Source organism: Parafrankia discariae (assembly GCF_000373365.1).
In the GTDB taxonomy this organism is placed as follows: domain Bacteria; phylum Actinomycetota; class Actinomycetes; order Frankiales; family Frankiaceae; genus Parafrankia; species Parafrankia discariae.
In genome coordinates, this window is sequence record NZ_KB891102.1 from 114328 (window position 1) to 130182 (window position 15855).

General features: G+C 74.2%; 14 protein-coding genes and 1 riboswitch. Of the genes, 8 read left to right on the forward strand and 6 right to left on the reverse strand.

All coding sequences use genetic code 11. The annotated features are described in order from the left end of the window. Positions 1–68: 68 nt before the first annotated feature. The 3 genes from B056_RS0100405 to B056_RS0100415 all read left to right on the forward strand — a co-directional run bounded on the left by B056_RS0100405 (position 69) and on the right by B056_RS0100415 (position 2877). Positions 69–1634 carry a protein kinase domain-containing protein gene (locus B056_RS0100405; protein ID WP_020572236.1) on the forward strand — a complete coding sequence of 522 codons (1566 nt, stop codon included), beginning with the start codon at positions 69–71 and terminating at the stop codon, positions 1632–1634. A gap of 104 nt (positions 1635–1738) precedes the next feature. Then, the gene (locus tag B056_RS34630) at positions 1739–2233 is read left to right on the forward strand and encodes a DUF309 domain-containing protein (RefSeq protein ID WP_230202749.1); all 495 of its coding nucleotides are present in this window, start codon (positions 1739–1741) and stop codon (positions 2231–2233) included. A gap of 380 nt (positions 2234–2613) precedes the next feature. Continuing rightward, positions 2614–2877, forward strand: coding sequence for a GlsB/YeaQ/YmgE family stress response membrane protein (locus B056_RS0100415; protein ID WP_018499920.1), 264 nt, complete (start codon positions 2614–2616; stop codon positions 2875–2877). Between the two features lie 232 nt (positions 2878–3109). Here B056_RS0100415 and B056_RS42285 read toward each other — a convergent pair whose 3' ends face one another. Next, positions 3110–3739 carry an exonuclease domain-containing protein gene (locus tag B056_RS42285; RefSeq protein WP_076784619.1) on the reverse strand — a complete coding sequence of 210 codons (630 nt, stop codon included), beginning with the start codon at positions 3737–3739 and terminating at the stop codon, positions 3110–3112. Positions 3740–4071: 332 nt separating this feature from the next. Between B056_RS42285 and B056_RS45640 the strand changes: the two genes are divergently transcribed. Next, positions 4072–4740, forward strand: a complete 669-nt coding sequence (locus B056_RS45640; RefSeq protein WP_407672278.1) for an XRE family transcriptional regulator — start codon at positions 4072–4074, stop codon at positions 4738–4740. On the opposite strand, the gene B056_RS0100430 is transcribed toward B056_RS45640, so the two are convergent. Both B056_RS0100430 and B056_RS0100435 read right to left on the reverse strand, forming a co-directional pair. Beyond that, positions 4741–6474 carry a serine/threonine-protein kinase gene (locus B056_RS0100430; protein ID WP_026239165.1) on the reverse strand — a complete coding sequence of 578 codons (1734 nt, stop codon included), beginning with the start codon at positions 6472–6474 and terminating at the stop codon, positions 4741–4743. Between the two features lie 244 nt (positions 6475–6718). Next, positions 6719–7543: an NUDIX hydrolase gene (locus B056_RS0100435; RefSeq protein WP_018499924.1), complete on the reverse strand. Its 825-nt coding sequence runs from the start codon at positions 7541–7543 to the stop codon at positions 6719–6721. A gap of 510 nt (positions 7544–8053) precedes the next feature. On the opposite strand from B056_RS0100435, the gene B056_RS0100440 reads away from it, so the two are divergent. The 4 genes from B056_RS0100440 (at position 8054) to B056_RS0100455 (ending at position 10727) form a co-directional block, all read left to right on the forward strand. Next, positions 8054–8518, forward strand: a complete 465-nt coding sequence (locus B056_RS0100440) for a MerR family transcriptional regulator (protein WP_035749718.1) — start codon at positions 8054–8056, stop codon at positions 8516–8518. Positions 8519–8707: 189 nt separating this feature from the next. After that, positions 8708–9166 (forward strand): MerR family transcriptional regulator, encoded by a 459-nt coding sequence (locus tag B056_RS0100445; RefSeq protein WP_018499926.1) that lies wholly within the window; start codon positions 8708–8710, stop codon positions 9164–9166. 245 nt (positions 9167–9411) lie between these two features. Beyond that, the gene (locus B056_RS0100450) at positions 9412–10098 is read left to right on the forward strand and encodes a ClpP family protease (protein WP_018499927.1); all 687 of its coding nucleotides are present in this window, start codon (positions 9412–9414) and stop codon (positions 10096–10098) included. Next, positions 10095–10727 carry an ATP-dependent Clp protease proteolytic subunit gene (locus B056_RS0100455; protein ID WP_020572237.1) on the forward strand — a complete coding sequence of 211 codons (633 nt, stop codon included), beginning with the start codon at positions 10095–10097 and terminating at the stop codon, positions 10725–10727. Before B056_RS0100450 ends, B056_RS0100455 begins: the two co-directional genes overlap by 4 nt. 93 nt (positions 10728–10820) lie before the next feature. Here B056_RS0100455 and B056_RS45880 read toward each other — a convergent pair whose 3' ends face one another. From B056_RS45880 to recD2, 3 genes are all read right to left on the reverse strand, one after another. Beyond that, on the reverse strand, positions 10821–11588 hold the full coding sequence (locus B056_RS45880) for a helix-turn-helix domain-containing protein (RefSeq protein ID WP_154676778.1): 768 nt from the start codon (positions 11586–11588) through the stop codon (positions 10821–10823). A 124-nt stretch (positions 11589–11712) separates the two neighbouring features. Continuing rightward, positions 11713–13218: an aminotransferase class V-fold PLP-dependent enzyme gene (locus B056_RS0100465; protein WP_018499930.1), complete on the reverse strand. Its 1506-nt coding sequence runs from the start codon at positions 13216–13218 to the stop codon at positions 11713–11715. A 144-nt stretch (positions 13219–13362) separates the two neighbouring features. Continuing rightward, positions 13363–13476, reverse strand: a riboswitch (SAM riboswitch). A 132-nt stretch (positions 13477–13608) separates the two neighbouring features. Next, entirely contained in the window at positions 13609–15846 is a 2238-nt protein-coding gene (recD2, locus tag B056_RS0100470; protein WP_018499931.1) for an SF1B family DNA helicase RecD2, read from the reverse strand. Positions 15847–15855: the final 9 nt, after the last annotated feature.

Consider the following 15855-nt stretch of genomic DNA (forward strand, 5'->3'; position numbering starts at 1 on the left):
GTAGCGGCCCGCAACGGCCCAGGCTGGGACCGCGCGCGGAACCGGGGCGCACGGAACGGGGCGCCGAGATGATCGTCGACCGGGACGCCGTCGCGGCGGCCCTGCCCGGCTACGCCCTCGCGGCGGAGCTCGGCCGTGGCTCGTCCGGCGTCGTGCTGGCGGCGCGGGACGACGCCCACCGCCGGGTCGCGGTGAAGATCATGCCGCTCGGCGTCGAGGAGGACGCCACCTTCGGCGTGACCGGCGTCCTGCGCCCCGCCTCGGCTGTCACGCTCGACGCCGAGTCCGAGGCGCTGCTGCTGGCCGGTCTGGACCATCCGCACCTGGTCCGCGTGTACCGCTACACCGCCCGGGCGGACCTGGCCCTGATCGTCATGGAGCTCCTCGACGGCGGCAGCCTGCGGATGCGGGCGACCACCGGCCTCTCGCTGGAAGCCGCCTGCGCCATGGCCCTCGTCACCGCGGCCGCCCTGGAGCACGTGCACGCCCAGGGCATCCTGCACCGCGACATCAAGCCCGAGAACATCCTGTTCACGGCGGCGGGAGTGCCCAAGCTGACCGACTTCGGCATCGCCCACACACCGCTGGTGCCCCCGGGAGCGACCGGGGCGCGCGCGCCGTGGGGCGCGGGTGCTCCGCGTGGTGCCGGGGATCCGGGCGGTGTGGGTGACGCGGGCGGCCTGGGCGGCCTGGGTGGCCCGGGTCGGCCGCCGGGCTCCGCGATCGGCACACCGCGGTACATGGCTCCCGAGCAGTTCACGCTGGCCCCGCCGAGCCCCGCGACCGACGTCTACGGGCTCGGGGTCGTGCTGTACGAACTGCTGGCCCGACGGCCGCTCTTCCACGTCCGGCCCGCGACAACCGACGGGTGGGCCCGCCACCATCTCACCGTGACACCCCGCCCGCTGGCCGGCATCCCGGAGCCCGTCGCCCGGGTCGTCGAGCAGGCCCTCGCCAAGGATCCGGGCCGCCGACCGCAGACGGCACGCGCGTTCGCGCTCAGCCTGGCCGCGGCGATGGCACGCGCCCGTGGGCCCGGCTGGCTCGACCGGGCCGGCGTCCCGACGTTCCTCGACGACGAGGTCCGGGCCTCGGCCACCGGCTCGGGAACACCGACCCGGACCACCGCGGCGAACCGGCGCCCCGACGCGACCGGAGCTGGCCACGACCGTGAGGACCACGGCCTCGAGGTCATCCTGGACAGCCCGGCACCGACCACCACCGACGACGGCCCCGGTGACCACGCCCACGCCCAGCGGACGCCGGACCAGCCCACGGCGGACCAGCCCACGGCGGCTCCGGAGGTCGGTCAGGATCGCGCCGCCGACCCGGTGGCGGCGGACGGCCCCCCGACGGTCGGCGTGGTCGACGACGACACGTCCACCGGTGCCGCCGACCCGGCCGGCACCGCCAGTGCCGGCCGCACCGCCGGTGACGCCGGCACGGTCGACACTGCCAGTGCCGCCGGCACGGTCGACACCGCCGGTGCCGCCGGTGACGTGCGCGCCGGCGATGCCCGCGGATCGGAGCCGCGCCGGCGGGCCGGCCTTCCGCCCGCCCGGGTGTGGGCCGTCGCGGCATTGACCCTGGCGCTGGCGGCGCTGCTCGCCGTCCTGATCGCGATGCCAGGTTGACAGTCGGCCCACCGCCCGGCCCGGCGCGGCGCCCACGTCCGGCGGCCCGGTCCCGCGACGCGCTCGGCCGGCCCCTCCCCCACGGGGCCGTCGGGGTCCCACCGTTGCCGGACGACCTTCCCACGGCGCCACGCGCGGCGCTGAGCGCGGCGCAGGACCTGCTGGACGCAGGTCTGTACTTCCAGGCCCACGAGGTCCTCGAACGGGCGTGGCGGACCGCTCCGGCGGCCGAGCGCGGCCTGTGGCGGGCCCTGACCCAGATCGTGGTCGGGCTGGTCCACGCGGCGCGCGGCAACACCCGCGGGGCGACGGCCCTGCTGCGCCGGGGGCTGACCGGGCTGGCTCCGTACCTGCCCGACCCCACCACGGACGCAGGGCCGGCCGGCGCCGACCCAGACCCCGCCGGCGCCCGGCAGGAGGCCGCGGGCTGCGCCGACGGTGGCCGGCGGCCCGCGCCGGACAGTCGGCGGACTCACGGCGTGAACCTGACGGGTGTCGCCCGGTGGGCTGAGGACCTGCTCGCCCGGCTCGAGAAGCCCGGGCCGCAGGCCGGCGGAGTTCCACCGCCCCCGCGCCTGCTCGCCCCTGGGCGGGACTGAACTTCAGCCAGCGCACCCCGCCGGCCTCCCGCGCACCGCGCACCGCGCACCGGGTGCCGGGTGCCGGGCGCCGGGCGCCGGGTGCCGGGCGCCGGGCGCCGGGTGCCGGGCGCCGGCCGGCGGCCGGGAGGCGTCTCCGCCCCCGTCCGGGCCGCCGTGTCGAGCGAGGACCACATTCGCGTGTTAGTGCGTGTTTGTCGCCCAGGACCTCGGGTACCAGACTTTTGGCGGCGCGAGGCGAAAAAGCGCCTCCGGTCGGCAAAACACCCGAACGTACTTTCCACGGTTGCACTTCTCGCCAGAAATGTGCGCGACGGCACCTCGGACACGGGTTTCACCTCACAACGAAGGCGGTCAACGTGCTCTGGTTCATCATTAGCATGATCGTTCTCGGTCTCATCGCGGGCGCCGTGGCGAGGCTGGTCGTCCCCGGGCGCGACCCGATGGGAATCCCGGGAACCGTTCTGCTCGGCATTGTCGGGTCCTTCATCGGCGGGCTCCTCGGCTACGTGCTGTTCGGCCATGACCTGAGCGAGGGCGCGCTTCAGCCGTCCGGGATCATCGGTTCGATCATCGGCGCCGTCGTCGCCCTGCTGATCTGGCGTGCGGTGCACAGCCGGGGCCGCACCTCCGTTCGGCACTGACCTCCACCGCCGACCGAGCAGCCACCACGCAGACGGCCGGGCGAGTCCGTGGACTCGCCCGGCCGTCACGCGTCCGGGAAAAGAATTCCGGGGCGAACGGCCACACGCGATTCCAGGAAATCCCGCTCGCCGCGTACGGGCGTGTTCGGCGACGTGGCGGCGCGAGCCTTTCTCGTCACGCCCCGGGTTTCATCGGTCACCAACGGGCCCGTGCGCCGGCTCACGAATTCCGTCACATGCGGGCCCGCGGCGGACGCACCGTGCCGCCGTCGCGGTCGACGCCGCAGCGGGTGAGCGGCAACTCCAGGTGCTGGTCGGCGGCACGTTGCAGAATCAGGGGCAACAGGGCCGCGAGCACATCGGCGTCGTCCTGCGCGTCATGCGCCCGCCGCTGGGCGACACCCCAGTAGGCCGCGAGCGAGGCCAGGCGCAGGCTCGCCAGCCCCAGGCCGAGCCGACTGGCCAAGGTCAGCGTGCACAGCCGCCACTCGACGGGCAGGGTCGCCCCGATCCGCAGGGCCTCGCCGGCGAGCATCCGCCAGTCGAAGGCCGCGTTGTGCGCGACCAGCACCCGCCCGGCGAGCAGCGCGGTGACCTCGTCGACGACGGCGGCGAACGTCGGGCTCCCGGCCAGGCGCTGCCTGGTCAGACCGTGGATATGGACGGGGCCGGGATCACAGCCGGGATCCAGGAGCGTTGACCAGCGATGCTCGACGGTGCCGTCGGCGGCGGTCAGGACCACCGCTATCGACAGCACCCGGTCCCTCGTCGGGGACAGGCCGGTCGTCTCGACGTCCACCACCGCGTACGGCCGGCGAGGACGTACGGCGAAGCCGGGCGGGGCAGGAACCTCAGCACTCACAGCCGCAGATGATGACGCAGACCTCCGACGGTCCGGCGCCGTGCCGCCCAGCGCAGTGCGGGGACGGAGCGGGCCTGGTGCGCGCGGAGGGCAACACGAGGGATACCGGGAATCCGACCGCGACCACAGCTGGCATTGTGTGTCCGTTGTTTTAAGTCGCTCGTTGACGGCTGCCGGAGCCGGTTCCCACCTGGGCCCGGCCGTGCTGGCCGGCACCGTCGCCCGCGACCCGCCGCGCACCTGTCGTTTGTCGGGGACGATCAGGTGCGGCAGCTCAGACGGCGGAAGCGCACCGCGTCGCGCGATTGGAGGGCGGGGGCACCGAAGAAAAGGTGAGACGATTGTTCGTCATACCGACCGAGCATCCCCTTTCCCACCCGGAGTCGACGTCCGAGCCCAGTCACCCGCTGCGGCGGCTGCGAGCACTGCACGGCTGGTCGTACGAGGCGGTGGCCCGCATCGTCGCGGTCCGCGCCCGCGAGCTCGGCGTCGCGAGCATGGCCGCCCAGCGGCAGAAGATCTGGCGCTGGGAGAATCGTGGCGTGATCCCGGATCGGATCTCGCAGCTCGCGCTCGCCCGCGAACTGGGCGTGCCCGACGGTGAGGTGACGGCTCATCCGTGGCCGGAGTGGCTCCCCGAGCTCGGAGCCCCCAACTGCGCCCAGCAGATCGCGACCCTGCGCGGAATCCTCGAGCGGGTGCGGGACGTGCTGCGCGCAGGGGACAGCGCGACGGCATCCGCCCTGGTCGAACAGGGGCTCACCGTCCCCGTCGACGAGATGGTGCTCGGCACGGCCCAGATACGCGGCGCCGCGGTGCGCACCGCCATGGTCCGCGGCGCGCGGCGCGGCGGACCGGCCGAGCACAGCCGACACGAGCGGTTCCCGGACGGACCCGCCCCGCAGGACCGGTTCCCCGCCGGGCACAGCGCCCGACCAGGGCCGGCCCGGCGGCCGGTGAACCGGGGCCCGGCGGGTTCCGCTGATCAGCTGATCAGCTGATCAGCGAATGTTGACCACCGCGGTACCGACCAGCACCAGCGCGGCCAGGACAGCGAGGACGACGATCCAGCGCGGGTCGCAGGCCCAGGCCGCGGCCCGCCGGATCGAAGCCCTCCGTTCCTGTTCCCGCTCCCGCCTGCGCCGCTCCCGGCGGGAGACGGTGGGCGCACCGGGCGGGGCCGGCGCTCGGGTGGCGCCACGCGCCGCCGGCGGGTCGGGCGTCCGTTCCTGACGCGGCGGCCGTGTCGCGGCGCTCGCGGAGCGCGTCGGAACACGCCGCGGGCTCTCCCGCGGACCCGGCACGTCCGGTCCCCAGACCGTGCCCGGTCGGCCGGTCCCGTTCGGCTGAGCGGGCTCGGTCGGCCGGACGGGCGGGGCCGGACGGGCGGGCTCGGTCGGCCGGACGGGCGGGGCCGGACGGGCGGGCTCGGTCGGGCGGGCGGGCTCGGTCGGGCGGGCGGGCGGGGCCGGACGGGCGGGCGGGCCGGACTGGCTGGGAGCGCTCGCGCGACCGGGTGCCGGCTGTCGGCGGCCCGCGCTCGGCTGATCGGGTGCGCTCGGCTCCCCCGGAACGCGCCGGGGCCCGCCCACTCCGGGCCCGCCAGGGCGCCCGGGGCCGGTCCGGCGCAGCGTCGGGGACTCCGCTCGCGGCAACGGCACGACACGCGCGGCCGGCGTCCCCGCAGCGGGCGTCCCCGCGGCCGGCGTCCCCGCGGCGGGCTCGGTTCTCGGCCGGGGCGCCACCGAGCGGGCGTAGGCGGCGTAGCCGCCGGCCGCCGCCCTGACGATCGGCAACGGGTTCACGTCCCGCTGGTCGAGGTCGAGGATGCGGGGGTCCAGGTGCTCGACGGACAGCCAGCCCTCGGCGATCACCTGGTTGACCAGCGCCGTCAGGTCGGTGTCCTGGGCCTCGCTGCTGACCGCGGCGCCGACGTCCGACAGGGCGAGGATCTCCCGGAACAGGGTGTGGATGTCCGGCCGCGCCTTGGCGTTCTTCGCCAGCGACCGGGCGAGCAGCGCGTACAGCCGGCCCGGGACCCCGTCCAGATTGGCCGGATCGTGCCGTACCCGGAACAGGACCGCGTCGGCCGGGCCGCCGCCGAACGGCGAACGTCCGGTGGCCGCGTACGCGACCGTGCAGCCCCAGGCGAACACGTCCATAGCCGGGGCCGGGGCACTCCCCCGGCCGCTGATCTGCTCAGGGCTCATGTAGGCGGGGCTGCCGACCGAGGAACCGGCGCCGGTGAGCGACACCGTGTCGGCGGCCTGGGCGATCCCGAAATCGACCACCCGCGGCCCTTCCCGGGTGAGCAGCACGTTCGACGGCTTCAGATCGCGGTGGACGACACCGGCGTCGTGGATCGCGACGAGCGCCTCGGCCAGTCCGACGGCGAGCGTCCGCAGGGTCTCCCCGGCGAGGGGGCCGTGCTGGCGGACGTACTCGGCCAGGTTCGGGCCGGCGAGGTACTCGGTGGCGAGGTAGGGCGGGTCGCCGTCCGGGTCGGCGGCCAGGACGCGCGCGGTGCACGCGCCGGCGACCCGAGAGACGACCTCGATCTCCCGCCGGAAACGCGCGCGGAACTCCGGGTCATCGGCGTACTCCGCGCGGATGACCTTCACCGCCGCGGGCCGGCCGGCGGGCCCGCCGAGCGTTCCGTAATAGACCGTGCCCATGCCACCGGCACCGATGCGGTGGGTGAGCAGGAACGGCCCCAACCTCCGCGGAATCTCCATCCGCCAGACTCCCCCCGTTTCGACCGGCACCGTGCGCCGCGACCAAGCACCGTGCGCCGCCGTCCGGGGTCATGCACGCGACGTCGCGCGTCCAAGTGTTCACCCCTGGGCGTCGTTCCGCCCGGGCAGGTCCCGACCGCCGGTCAAGAAGATCGTGCCCGGGGATCGGGGCGGCGGCGAATCGTGGGGCCGGACCGTGCCGGTGCTTACACCCGTTCGGGACCAACGGCCCGCACGCCGACGATCATCGGTATCTGGTGCCCGGGTCGACCAGCGCGGCGGCCACCCGGCGCGCCAGCCGGCCGCCGAGCGCCGACACTTCGCTCCAACGGGCGCCGGCGACCTCCTCAGCCTGCAGAACCAGCCCCGCCGGCACGACGGGAGCCGCTCCCGGCTCCGCGTCGGGCACCGCGCCCGGCACCGGCGGGGACGGTGCCGCGGCCACCCCACGGCCACCCCACGGGGCCGTCGACGGCCCCGGCACCTTCGTTCCCCCCACCCCCGGCGGCACGGGCCCGGACGCGCCAACCCCTGGGGGCACGACGATCGGCGGGGCGGCCAGCGGACGCGTCGTCTCCGGATCATCGAGGTCGACACCCGCCTCGGCCGGCGCGAGCCCGGACCCGCGGATCTCGACCAGGAACCGGAAGTCGTAGTGCAGGTGCTCCGGCTCCCCGCGGGCGGCGCTCGCCGACACCCAGTGGATGTCGACGTCCACCGGCTGCTCGCTGATCGCGCTGACGCGGCGGCGGCCGATCCCCGTCTCCTCGGCCAGCTCGCGCAACGCCGCGCTGAACAGCGAGCCGTCGCGGTCCTCGATGTGGCCTCCCGGCTGAAGCCAGTGGCCGGACGCCCGGTGATGGATCTGCAGAACGCGGCCCTCGTCGTTCACCGCGACCGTCGAGCAGGTCACGTGGCCGGGCAGCGTCCGACGCGAGGTCAACCGGGCCGAGCCGCGGGCGGGGGCCGCCGCGGCCCGGACGAGCGGGGTCAGCCGCTCGCGGTCACCGGGATGGGCGGTCAGGTACACCGCGAGAACCCGTCCGACCGCCTCGTTGGTGATGCTCACGGCTGCCGCCTACCTCCACTCGTCGCCGACATGTCGAGTCTGACCGATCGAGCGCGCGTTCGGGCGCCGACACCAGGTGTACGTCCCCGTGCGTCATGGCGGCCACATCATCAGCGTGCGTCCGATGTCGGCAGGGCGACAATCACGGATGACCACCGGTATGCCCGGCGAGAAAGCGACTTAGCCCGACAATGAACCGGCGATCGTCTGGCAATCGACCGGTGCGGCGGCGGCGCGCTTTTCCTCGGGGGCCATCCGGTCCACCCGCACGGACACCGGGCCGTCACGATCCGCGCAAGCACGATGACCTGAAGCGGCGGGCGGGCTCTCCCCCGGCGCCGACGCCGGGGGCGGACGCCGGCCGTCAGGCCGATTTCCGCCCCGGTCTGCGACGTCGTACAGTGCTCCGTACCAATGGCACAGTCTATGCAGACGTGTTCGGGAGTCACCCCGTTCGGCCACCGGTCCGCCCCACGGCCCGCGGTTCCCGACCCTGACGTAAGGGTAGCTTTGTCGACGATACGCAGGGACGAATCCCTCCCCAGCCTGATCCGACGCAACACCCTCCAGATCGGAGAGGTGGCCGAGCGGGTGGGATTGTCGCTGCGAACGGTGCGCTACTACGAGGAGGCCGGGCTTCTCGTACCGGCCGGCCGGACGCCCGGCGGATTCCGTCTTTATAACGACGACGCCGTCAGCCGGCTGCTCGTCATCCGGAAGATGAAGCCGCTGGGTTTCACCCTGGACGAGATGCGCTCGCTGCTGGCCGTCCGCGACGAGCTGGCCGACCCGGAGCTGACGCCCGAGCGGCGGGCCGAGCTGCGCGAGCGGCTGCGGACCTGGGTCGCCCTGGCCGAGGAGAAACTGGCGACACTGCGTGAGCAGGCCGGCGTCGCCGAGGATTTCGTCGTCGGCCTGCACGGCGACGTCGAGCGGTCGCGCTCGGAGGAACGGACCGATCACCCGGAGCGGTGAACCACCCCGACACCGCGCCGGCCCGCGAGCGGACCACCACGCGCGCCGCCGCGTACGCGGACCGCCGCCCGGCCGCAATATGCTGGTCACGAACCCGCCTACGGGAGTGTCGCACCGAGATCCGCCCAGCCGGCACGGTTCCGCTCGCGCCACCATCACCTCGCCCGTGATACCGACGTAAGGGTCGAATTGTCCACGACAGGCAACATCACCTCTTCCTCAGCCCGCCGCGGCGTCTACGAGATCGGAGAGGTCGCCACCCTGGTCGCGCTCTCCCTGCGGACGGTCCGCTTCTACGAGGAAGCCGGCCTGCTCGTGGCCGTCGGGGAGAGCCCCGGCGGCTATCCGCTCTACGACGACGACGCTCTGGATCGTTTCCTTCTCATCAAGAAGATGAAACCGTTGGGTTTCACCCTCGAGGAGATGCGGGCGCTGCTCGGCCTGCGCGAGGAGATCGACCGGGAGGGCCTCGCCCACGAGCGGCGCGAGGAACTCCAGGAGCGGCTGGCGACCTGGGTCAGCCTCGCCGAGGAGAAGCTGGCGTCGCTGCAGGAGCAGGTCCGCGTCGCCGAGGACTTCATGGTCACGCTGCACGACGACACCGCCCGGGCCCGGCTGCGCTTCGACATCGATCCGGACGTCTTCTAGGCAGGGCCGTCCCGGCGATCGGCCGTCCCGGCGATCGAGCGTTCCAGGGCGCCTTTGCCAGATGGCGGGCGGCCGCCGGGCATGAGCACCTCGGATCCCCGGCGCCCGCTCCGGCGCTCTGCCGTGGGCAGATCTGCCACGGGCAGACCGGCCGTCCGACGGCCCGTTTCTCGGCGACGCTGACCTGGCCGGCCACTTCGTTCGATCCCCACACCCCGTCGGGCCGGCGGGAGGTCACGCGCACCATGAATGCCCTGTATCAGCCGCGACACAGCCGGCCACACCGCCCACGCGCCGGTACCGGCATCGACGCCGGCCAGTACGGCGAGGCCCCGGGGACGGCGGCCGGCCCGTTCGAGGACCAGGTGTTCCACCGGCTCCTCCAGAACCGGATCGTCTTCCTCGGCTCGGTGGTCGAGGACACCGTCGCCAACGCGATCTGCGCGAAGCTGCTCCTTCTCGCCAGTGACGACCCGTCCGCGGACATTCACCTGTACATCAATTCGCCGGGTGGGTCGGTCAGCGCGGGAATGGCCATCTACGACACGATGCAGTACATCGCGAACGACGTGGCGACCGTCGCGCTGGGATTCGCCGGGTCGATGGGCCAGTTCCTGCTCTCCTCCGGAGCGCCCGGAAAGCGGTTCGCACTGCCCCATTCCCGGGTGATGATGCACCAGCCGTCCGGTGGGATCGGCGGGACCGCGACCGACATCGCGATCCAGGCGGAGCAGCTCCTGTTCACCAAGCGGCTGATCCAGGAACGCATCGCCGAGCACACCGGACAGCCCGTCGAGCGGATCGAGGCGGATTCCGACCGTGACCGCTGGTTCACCGCCGAGGAGGCCCGGGACTACGGCCTGGTCGACCGGGTGATCGCTCGGGTCGACCAGGTCACCCCGGACGCGAACAGCCGGGTGGCCCTCCGATGACCCCGGCCCCGATGCCCGCGTCCGCGCGGTACGTGCTGCCGAACGTCGTCGAGCGCACCCCCCGCGGCGAATACTCGATGGACCCGTACTCGAAGCTGCTCCGTGAACGGATCATCTTCCTCGGCACGCAGATCGACGACACCTCCGCCAACGATGTGATGGCGCAGCTCCTCTTCCTGGAGGGTGAGGATCCCGACCGGGACATCTCGATCTACATCAACTCACCCGGCGGATCACTCACCGCGCTCACCGCGATCTACGACACGATCCGCTTCGTGCGGCCCGAGGTGGCCACGGTGTGCCTGGGCCAGGCCGCGTCCGCGGCGGCGATCCTGCTCGCCGCGGGCGCTCCGGGGAAGCGGGCCGCACTGCCGAACAGCCGGATCCTGATCCACCAGCCCTCGGCGCAGGGCGAGGGCCAGTCGAGCGACCTGGAGATCCAGGCCCGGGAGGTGCTGCGGCTGCGCGCGCTGATGGAGCGGATGCTCGTCGAGCACACCGGGCGGGCCGAACACGAGATCCGACGGGACGTCGAACGCGACACGATCCTCACCGCCGAGCAGGCGCGGCAGTACGGGATCGTGGACGAGGTCGTCGCCAGCCGAAAGGTCCGCCGCGTGCCGGCCTGAGCCCTCCCGGCACCGCGGGGCAGTCGGGTGGACGCCGGAGCGGAGCCACGCGGCGGGGCGATCGTCGGCGCGGAGAGCCGCGGCGGGCTCAGGTCAGCGGACGCGCTGAACATGCGCTGTCGTCCCCACCGCCCCGCGCGTCGTGGGGAGCGCGCCGACCGACTGGACGGCCCAGCACGAACGGCGGCGCACGAGAGCACCCGGGTGGGCCGGCGGACGCCCCGGACCCGGTCGGGCGGCGAGCCGGATCGTGCCCCCTCGACGGCGGTGGCCCGGAACCCGGCGGACCGCCCGGCCACGCCGGGCGACAACGAGATGGACGCTCGCCGAGGCATGCACCACACCGGCTCCGGCATCCGGGCCGCCGAGCGCCACGGAACCGAGCGTCGCGGACGGATGGACCGCCGTCACGTGCGCCGTGGCCGCGTGCGCCGTGGCCGGCGTTCCCGCGACGACATCCAGGTCGGCCGCGGCCGTCGCTACCCGGGCCCCGGGAGAGGCGGTGGGGGTGGCGGTCGTCAGCGGCAGCGGCTCGTAGCGGACCAGCTCGGCCATCACCTCGGCGAGGAGGTCGACCAGTCTGATGTTGAGCGCCCGGCAGATCGCGGCCAGTACCTCCGAGGAGGCCTCCTTGCGACCGCGTTCCACCTCCGAGAGGTAGGGCATGGAGACCTGCGCGGCCTCGGCGACGTCCCGCAACGTGCGGCCCTGCGCCTGGCGGAGCCGACGCAGCACCCCACCGATCAGCCTGCGCAGCGGCGGCGCGACCGGCTCCACAGGCGGGCCGGCGCTCTCGGGCCGGTAGCCGGCGGCCCGTGTCGGAGCGACACCGCCACCCGCGGCCACTGTTCCGGCGATCATCGTCAAGCCCGCCACCTCCCTGCGCGACAGTGCCCCGTGCGAAGCGTACGCGGGCAGCCGGGCCCGGACGACGGACATCCGCGAGTCCGCAACCATGACGAGAAACATCCACGCCCGCGCCGGCTCAGGTCCCGCAGGGGCTGGAGTACGCGGGCAGGCCGGCCCGGTCGTGCGCGTGGCCCGGCACGGGCGCACGACCGGGGGCGTCACCGGCCGCCATGTGCTCGGCGACCCAGGGCGGCAGCGCGCGACCGTCGGACGCCGGACCCCAGCTTCCGTCGCCCAGCTCGCGATACCGCCGGCGCGGCCCGCGGCCGACGAGCTCCGCCAGCCCGGCCAGCAGCCTGTCGACGTCGGCGCTCGTCGAGCCGACGCCGACACTCGCGCGGATCGCGCCATCCTCGGCACCGAGCCGCCCCAGCAGTGGATGCGCGCAGAAGCGCCCGGCGCGTACCCCGACGCCGTGCTCGGCGGAGAGGACCGCGGCGACGAACCCGGGGTCATGCCCGGCGACCGAGAAGGTGACGACCCCGACCGGCCCCGTGGCCAGTGGCCCGGCCGAGCCTCCGCCCTCGGCGGCCTCGCGACCGGCAGCCCCGTCTCCAGCGGCCCTGTCGTCCGCGGGGCCGTCATCCGTGGACCCGTCTCCGTCGGCCCACAGGGAGTGGATGGTCACCCCGTCGATCGCGCGCAGCCCGTCGACCAGGCGGCGGCGCAGCAGATCTTCGTGCTCGTGCAGGTCGCGGGCGTCGAGCGCGCCGAGCAGCCGGCAGGCGGCCGCGATCGCCGTCGCGCCGAGGAGGTTGGGGCTGCCGGCCTCGTGCCGGGCCGGGCCGTCCGCCCAGGCCACGGTGGAGCTGGTCACCTCGCGGACCGCGCCCCCGCCGGCCAGGTAGGGCGGAGCCGTCGCCAGCCAGTCCGGACGTCCGACGAGCACACCGGCGCCGAACGGCGCGTACAGCTTGTGCCCGGAGAAGGCGAGGTAGTCGATGCCCAGCGCGGCCATGTCGACCCGACGGTGCGGGACGAGCTGGGCGCCGTCCACGAAGACCCGCGCGCCGGCCGCCCGCGCCAGCCGGACGATCTCGGCGAGCGGTGGCACCTCACCGGTGACGTTCGACGCGCCGGTCACCGCGACGAGCGCGGTCGGCGCCGCGTCCAGGGCGGTGGCGAGCGCGCGCAGTGTCTCGGCCCGGGTGCGCGCGGCCGGCACCCACCGGTAGCCCGGTCGGGACCGCCACGGGAGGAGGTTCGCGTGATGCTCGAGGTCGAACACGACGACACCGCCGGAGGAACGCGCCGAGTCCAGGTCGGGCGGCTGCGCCGGGAGGCTGCGGGCCAGCAGGTTCACCGAGTCCGTGGTGTTCCGGGTGAAGATCACGACGTCGTCCGGACGGCCACCGACGAACGTGCGCACGGCGTCGCGGGCCCCCTCGTAGAGCGCGGTGCAGACCGCGGAGGAGTAGCCGGTTCCGCGGTGCACGCTCGCCGAGTACGGCAGGACGCGCTCGACGTGCTCGGCGACCCCGCGCAGGCAGGGCGCGCTGGCGGCCTGGTCGAGGTTGGCGTACGGAACCTCGCGCCCGTCGGCGAGCGGAACGGGGACGCCGGCCCCGACCACGTCGAGCAACGCGCCGACGGCGAGCTCCGCCCGATCAACGCCCGACGATGTCGTGGCAGACGGAGTCGCGGCAGACAGAGTCGTGGCAGACGGAGTCGCGGCACGCGAAAAGGACACGGCGAAGCCTCCTTGGGCCCCGGTGGACCCAGAGGGGGTCCGCACTTGCCGACGGCGGGTTCGCCGCGGGCCTGGTCACACCCGGGGCACCCCACCGCGGAGGAGGGTTGCCGGCCAGCAAGCCGGGGCTTGACGCTGGCGCTCAGGACCTGGCGAAGACTGTAGCAGCCCGTGCCGGACGGACGCCGCAGAGACACCGAGAGCGGGCCGAAAGACCCGGAGCAACCGGCAGACCGAAGGCCCGGACCACCGACCCCCGGCTGCCGACCGCTGGCCGGCGAGCTATCCGGAACGCCCGGCGGACCGCAGGCGGTGCGCGAGCGCGGTGTGCCGCTGGCCGTGGCCGGCCGAGCGGACCGCCTGCCCGACGGCCCGGCGCGAGCCGACGAGGACCACCAGCCTCTTCGCCCGCGTCACCGCCGTGTAGAGCAGGTTGCGCTGCAGCATCATCCACGCGCTGGTCGTCAGCGGGATGACCACGGCCGGGTACTCGCTGCCCTGCGAGCGGTGGATCGTCACCGCGTAGGCGTGGGTCAGCTCGTCGAGCTCGGTGAACTCGTAGTCGACGTCCTCGTCCTCGTCGGTGCGCACGGTCAGGGTCTGGTTGTCGTTGTCGAGCGCGGTGACGACCCCGAGCGTCCCGTTGAACACCCCGTTCGCGCCCTTGTCGTAGTTGTTGCGCACCTGGGTGACCTTGTCGCCGACCCGGAACACCCGGCCGCCGAAGCGGCGCTCGGGGCGGTCCTGCCGGCTCGGCGTGAGCGCCTCCTGCAGCGCGATGTTGAGCGCCCCGGCGCCGGCCGGGCCGCGGTGCATCGGCGCGAGCACCTGGATGTCGCGCCGCGGGTCGAGGCCGAACTTCGCCGGGATCCGCCGTGCCACCACGTCCGCGGTGAGCCGGGCGGCGTCCTCGGCCTCCTCGGCGGCGAAGAGGAAGAAGTCGTCCAGGCCGCGCACCAGCGGATGGTCGCCGCGGTTGATGCGGTGCGCGTTGGTCACCACGCCCGACTCGCTGGCCTGACGGAACACCTGGGTCAGCCGCACGTGCGGGATCGGCGTGCCGGTGGCGAGCAGGTCGCGCAGCACCTGCCCGGCGCCGACGGAGGGGAGCTGGTCGACGTCGCCGACCAGCAGCAGGTGCCCGCCCGGCGGGACGGCCTTGACCAGCTTGTTCATCAGCAGCAGGTCGACCATGGACGCCTCGTCCACCACGACGAGGTCGGCGTCGAGCGGGCGGTCCCGGTCGAAGGCGGCGTCGCCGCCGGGGCGCAGCTCCAGCAGCCGGTGCACGGTGGACGCCTCGTGGCCGGTGAGCTCGGCGAGCCGCTTGGCGGCCCGGCCGGTCGGGGCGGTGAGGACGACCTTCGCCCGCCGGGCGCGGGCCAGCTCGACCACCGAGCGCACCGTGAAGCTCTTCCCGCAGCCGGGGCCGCCGGTCAGCACCGCCACCCGGGCGGTGAGGGCGAGGGTGACCGCCTCGCGCTGCGCCGCCGCCAGCTCGACCCCGGTGCGGGTGTGCAACCAGCCGAGCGCCTTCTCCCAGTCGACGGCGGCGAACGCGGCCAGGCGATCCTCGTCGGCCCGCAGCAGGCGCAGCAGCTGCCCCGCGACGGAGATCTCGGCGCGGTGGAACGGGACGAGGTACACGGCGGCGACCGGCTGCTCCGGGTCCTCGCCCGGGACGTCCTCACGCACCACCCCCTCCTCGGTGATCAGCTCGCCGAGCCCCTCGATCACCGCGCCGGTGTCGACGCCGAGGATGCGTACCGCGTCGGCGATCAGCCGGGTCTCGGGCAGGAAGCAGTGCCCGCCGTCGGTGGCCTCGGAGAGGGTGAACGCGAGGCCGGCCTTGATCCGCTGCGGGCTGTCGTGCGGGATGCCGACCGCCTGCGCGATGGTGTCCGCGGTGCGGAACCCGATGCCCCACACGTCGGCGGCCAGCCGGTAGGGCTCGGTGCGCACCACCCCGATCGAGGCGTCCCCGTACTGCTTGTAGATCTTGATCGCCAACGAGGTCGAGACGCCCACGCCCTGCAGGAAGACCATGACCTCCTTGATGGCCTTCTGCTCCTCCCAGGCCGCGGCGATCGCCTTCGTCCGCTTGGGGCCGAGGCCCGGCACCTCGATGAGCCGCGCCGGCTCGGTCTCGATGACGTCCAGCGCGTCGACGCCGAAGTGCTCGACGATGCGCTCGGCGAACCGCGGCCCGATCCCCTTGACCAGGCCCGATCCCAGATAGCGCTGGATGCCCTGGACGGTCGCCGGCAGGACGGTCGTGTAGTCCTCGACCTGGAACTGGCGGCCGTACTGGGGATGCGAGCCCCACCGCCCGCGCATCCGCAGCGACTCACCGGGCTGGGCGCCGAGCAGCGCGCCGACGACCGTCAGCAGGTCCGCGCCGCGGCCCGTGTCGACCCGGGCGACCGTGTAGCCGGTCTCCTCGTTGGCGTACGTGATCCGTTCGAGGACGGCCTCGAGCACGGCGAGCTGGAACGGCGCGGCGGCGGCGGGTCGGGACACGGCTGGTCA

Excerpts from the sequence above, each read along its gene's own strand:
- B056_RS0100430 (WP_026239165.1), bottom strand. The coding sequence starts at position 6,474 with ATGGAGATTCCGCGGAGGTTGGGGCCGTTCCTGCTCACCCACCGCATC.
- B056_RS0100415 (WP_018499920.1), top strand. The coding sequence starts at position 2,614 with ATGATCGTTCTCGGTCTCATCGCGGGCGCCGTGGCGAGGCTGGTCGTC.
- B056_RS0100455 (WP_020572237.1), top strand. The coding sequence starts at position 10,095 with ATGACCCCGGCCCCGATGCCCGCGTCCGCGCGGTACGTGCTGCCGAAC.
- B056_RS0100405 (WP_020572236.1), top strand. The coding sequence starts at position 69 with ATGATCGTCGACCGGGACGCCGTCGCGGCGGCCCTGCCCGGCTACGCC.
- B056_RS0100450 (WP_018499927.1), top strand. The coding sequence starts at position 9,412 with ATGAATGCCCTGTATCAGCCGCGACACAGCCGGCCACACCGCCCACGC.
- B056_RS45880 (WP_154676778.1), bottom strand. The coding sequence starts at position 11,588 with ATGATCGCCGGAACAGTGGCCGCGGGTGGCGGTGTCGCTCCGACACGG.